The following is a 5052-nucleotide window of genomic DNA, read 5'->3' as shown; positions in this document are numbered from 1 at the left end:
TGGATACTTAACCCTTCTTCTTCCATCATAAATATCACTTTACGTCTAAAATCAATTGAATAGCTCATATAAATAATGTCATCAAAATTAAGTCGCTTAGCTATAAAGGGCGGTCTATCCGCCCAGTTATTTTATTATTTATCTTTTCGTTGTTTATTTCTTTTAAAATCAGCGAGGCTAATGACGGGTGCTTTTTTCTTTTTTCGTGGTTTTATCACCGGAATATTATTATCATAAATAAACATAACAGGGGTATCATTTTCGTTCCGAATTTCAATCTTATCAAAATTAATATTTTCCCCATGAAAATAAAGATTAACGCGTGAAAGAAATTCAATATCATAAAATTATAATTCCTCAATCGCTTCACAAATTGCTTTCTTAAGACTTTGTTTATTCCAGTGACCCGTAAATTTTATCCTCATTCATTTTCCCGATTTTATTTTCTGATAATGTCGATAAATTTTTATGGCATAGTGGAAACGATTTTTAATTGAGGTATTGGTATTTCTCATTCCTGTATTATACATACCAACGGCTAATCAATTTTTTCCGTAGAGAGAAAAATTACGACTTAAAATCATTTCCCCGATATAAATATTTAAACAATGATGATTAATTAAGTCATTTTCAGATAATTTAGGATATTTTTTATGGCGTTAAAGGTTTTTCTATTAATTTGCATCACCCCTAAATCAAACGAGCCATCTTTATTTTTGTTTTTTGCATCAGGATTAAATTTTGATTTTTGTCTTGCAATCGCTATTAAATAATCGGGGTTAGTTTGATAATAACTTCTGGCTTTATCAAAACAATCAGAAAGCGATAATTTTGAGATAACAAGATAAAATAGCCACATTAAATTTTTAATTTTCATCACGTAATTTTTTATTCAAAAGTAAGAACAATTCGGCATATTTTCGGCCCTATAAAGCAAAAAGATTTTCTAAAGATACTCCAATAAAGATTATCAATGCTACCTCATCAAATCCGCTTTTTCTACCACTAACTTACATACCACATGCAAAATATATATATTTTAAATATAAGAAATATAGTATTTTTTTAAAAAACCTGTTTATTTTTATAAATTTTGCCATTAAAAATGGTATAAATACACTTATTTGGAAACTCATTGTTATTTAATGAAAGAATATTATTAGATTCTTTTCGTATTTTATTAGCTATCTATATTATTTTAATATAAATTTAATTTTTATTTTTCGTTAAAATTCTAGCATAAATGATAAAAAATATAAAAAATATGACGGGTATTGCCATCAAAAATTAAATTTTATTTAAAGTGCCATCACTTGCCATTATATTATCTAATTGATTTTAATTTATTTTTACCACTTAGCCATTAAAAGGTGGAAAAAAGTAATTAGGTGAGATATCTATCTATTAAATCACGCATTTGATACTGTTTTCCTAAACTGGGTATCGATCTATCTGCGACAGTAATTATTTTTTCTGCCACAAACTATCTCTCTCCCGATACGCCGGTTCTAATTTCCATAAACTCTTTCATATGCAATTTAGTGCAAACAACATGCGAAATATTGAGTTTTTTTATTATTTCCATATCGTTTTTTACATCATCAACACTTTGACCGAATAAACCATAAAAGAGTTTGCCAAATGGCCTTCTGACAAACGCCGAAATCCTCTGCACGCTCTTTTTGGTAAGCATTTGGATATTGATTGTTCAACATCTTTTATTAACTTGGATTTATCGATTTTTTGGTGACGCGTAGTCGATGCTTTTGGCTCTATTTGATTAATCCAACGCGATACAGATGCAGAGCCAATTCGAAATTGCTTCGCTGTTTCTCGGATACTCAACCCTTCTTCTTCCATCGTAAATATTACTTTACTTCTAAAATCAATTGAATAGCTCATATAAATAATGTCATCAAAATTAAGACGCTTAGCTATAGTGGATGAAAAATTAAAATTATTTTTATAAAAATTTATTAATCTTTTTAATTCGCTATCGCGCAGAAGAGAGGGAGTACCGCCAAATATATTAAATTTACCGATGTTTACATTAGCAAGATTTGGTAGTTGCTTTAGCCAAAGAGTGGCTTCTTTTATATTAAGGTCAACGATTTCTTTAAATAAACTGTCAGATTTTGCTGACTTAGGGTTTACTATAATAGTGGGAAATTCACAAAAATGGCATCGATAACGACAAGTTGGAATATAAACCCAGAGATGAATATTTTCTGCCTTTTTTATTTCCTTATTCATATCATCATAAAATGAGGTTAAGGGATAATTGTCGATATCACCTGGGAAAATATGACAACCAAAAGGATCTTTAATCACATATTCAAGTAAATCTTTATTTTCTTTTTTATTTAAAATATTGCATATATTTGGTCTAGGATATTTTTCATCAATATCATTAAGAGAAGCAATATAGATATCTCGCATTAGAATACTCCACCATTAGAAAAATAATTGTGTTCTTCTCCTGATTTTCTATCCTCACAAAAATAATAAACAAATCTATTAAAATCTTTATTATCAATAGCATTAAAACAGGCAGGAAGTCGTGGTGGGTAGCGTATGTCTTCATCTACATGATGACGAAGTGAGTTGAATATCTCATCTTTGAATTCAAAACAAAGTCTGAATGTGGGTGTTTTATAAGAATGTATCAGTTTGAAATAAATAATACTTGTTTCATTTTTGATCTCATTAATTTTATTATAGAGATCCTTAGCAACATTAGGTCTAAAAAATTAATAATTTGTTGGTTGTGAATTAAAATATTACGATTTAATCGTATCGGTAATATAATCTTTTTTTGAATAAAATCAAGCCTGCTGTGCATCACTCGCGGTTAAATCTTGATAATGAGTTAATTAATGGTCTAGTGGCCTTACATCTTTCATTGTAATGACGCCATTTTCGCCATAGGCGATACCATTAATAACATTGTATAATAAGGTATCAACTCTCCTACTATTAATTTTTACATATGATTTTCGTGAATATACCGGTTTTCCACCATAAGCAATAACTTTTATACCAAAATCCCAATCGTCAGATAAATATTCGACAAATTTATCATTTTGTAATTGGTAAAATATTTCAATACCGCCAACAATATCATACATATTTTTTCAACAGCAAATCCTTTTCCATCGGGAAAGCCACCAAATAAGGAAAATGAAAAATCACGGCAGCGTAAGGTTTTATCTATTTCTTTATATAAGTTAGGCCGCTCGATAAAGTCATTTTCTCATAAAAATAATTACAAGTACCTAAATCATCATCTTGTGTGATCATTGTGTAGATAAGTTCATCAAGCCAATATTGCTCTACAATACAATTAGCGTCAGCTGATACAATATAATGTTTTTGTTGGTTGCCAAATTAAACATCCCGTTCTTCCGCTCGTTGGTAGGCATAATCCATCCCTTTTTTCTTTCTGAAGAAACACCTTGAATTTTTTCATTAATAATATGAATATCAAGGTTGTGATATTTTTTTTGCAAGTAATAATGTTGCTAACAGAATTATCGGTTGAATTATTGTCTACAAAAATTAATTCAGTGTTACTAAGATGAAATAGCTTATACTTAAATTTTTGATTATAAATTGATTCTATGACACTTTCTAATCGTTCACTTTCATTATAAAAAGGGAATACAATAGATATAGAGGTTTCTCTACGCATAAATTATCGATATTAAAGGTTATAAAATCTAACTTTTAATACTAGATATTAAATATTTTACTTCTTATCTGATTAGATAATAAATTTTTCCTATATGAAAATTACTTTTCACTAACGCAGCTGTCTGATTTCGATCATTAATTAAATTATAAATTCGATTGATAAAATTGTCGTCCGGTAGTCCATCTTTTTTTGGTGAAATATTTATTAATTCAGTTTTAAAACCATGTTGTCCATAAACTTCATGATAATATTCGTAACTTGTGGGTATATAACAGAGCTTATGACTAATTTCTTCTCCTATTAAATTACCATAACTGTCATAATCATATGATGTTAAGAATAAAACCATATCGCTGGAGTAATAGAGATCTTGAATATTCGCGTTATTTTTTTCATTTTCGATAAAGTCATTCTTTAATGGGCCAGAAAATTTTATAAAATTCTTTATTTCTAGTTTTTTATGTATTTTATTAGATAATTTGAATAATCACTGTTTTCTTTTTCATCACCAGAAATAATTAAATATATAGAGCATGATTTATTGTTTTTATATATAAATCGTTAAGATTTCTTACTAGATAAATATCTCTTGCTAATTTTTTAGGAATGATTCCAGTCGTTCTAGCAATTAAAAATCATCTTTTGATATGTTAAATCTATCTCTTATATTTATTCTATTATAATTATTATTAAATAAATAAGTATTACGCATAACATCAATATTGATATCTTGATTACTCCAATCTTTTAGCTTTTTGGCTAATGAATCATTTAAAGTAACATATTTTATATATTTTTATATAATAGGTTTTATTGCATAATATCAAGGCTTTTGACCATATTTTTTGATAATGTTTCGCTGTTCCACATTAGATCATGATCTCGCCATAATACAAAACATGCTAGATTTTTTTGTAAACCATATTTTTCTATACTTTTATAGAGCGCTTTAGTATAGATAATATTCTCAGGCAATGTTCCATGTTCAATAACAAGATGAGTGATTTCTAATTTATTCTATGTATTAAATATTAATTCAGATAATGCATTCGCAACAATATTTACCTGTTCCAGCAGATTATTTTTCTATTAAATTCGCTTTTGTAGTTCCATTAATGAAAATATTATTCACTTTTTTGATATATTTAACCGTTTAATTTTTTAACAAATATATATCATTAATTCGCACTAATTTAAAATGCTTATCAAAAATTGATTTTTCATAACATGAATAGAGTTTGGCAAAATTTCCTTTATCAATTTTTATGTCATAACCTAAATTAATAAAGGATTCAAAACATCGATTATTTAAATAAAATGCTAATTTTCTTGCTTCAACTGTAATTCCTGAAACTGGT

General features: G+C 27.6%; 4 protein-coding genes and 1 pseudogene. All 5 read right to left on the bottom strand.

The window, feature by feature from the left end:
* Positions 1–619 precede the first annotated feature (619 nt).
* Positions 620–877 carry a transglycosylase SLT domain-containing protein gene (locus ARSQ2_RS00680; protein ID WP_181994013.1) on the bottom strand — a complete coding sequence of 86 codons (258 nt, stop codon included), beginning with the start codon at positions 875–877 and terminating at the stop codon, positions 620–622.
* Positions 878–1593: 716 nt separating this feature from the next.
* Complete coding sequence (locus ARSQ2_RS00675; protein WP_181994012.1) at positions 1594–2439, bottom strand: IS630 transposase-related protein; 846 nt, start codon at positions 2437–2439, stop codon at positions 1594–1596.
* Positions 2440–2873: 434 nt separating this feature from the next.
* On the bottom strand, positions 2874–3128 hold the full coding sequence (locus ARSQ2_RS12115) for a hypothetical protein (RefSeq protein ID WP_238334229.1): 255 nt from the start codon (positions 3126–3128) through the stop codon (positions 2874–2876).
* Between the two features lie 221 nt (positions 3129–3349).
* On the bottom strand, positions 3350–3691 hold the full coding sequence (locus tag ARSQ2_RS12110) for a glycosyltransferase family 2 protein (RefSeq protein ID WP_238334228.1): 342 nt from the start codon (positions 3689–3691) through the stop codon (positions 3350–3352).
* A 1156-nt stretch (positions 3692–4847) separates the two neighbouring features.
* Positions 4848–5052: pseudogene (locus ARSQ2_RS12105) on the bottom strand (glycosyl transferase family 2); the annotation flags it as partial.

The sequence above is a fragment of the Arsenophonus endosymbiont of Bemisia tabaci Q2 genome (assembly GCF_902713415.1).
Taxonomy (GTDB): Bacteria; Pseudomonadota; Gammaproteobacteria; order Enterobacterales; family Enterobacteriaceae; genus Arsenophonus.
The sequence above is the reverse complement of the archived record's forward strand: the minus strand, read 5'-3'. Positions and strand labels throughout refer to the sequence as shown.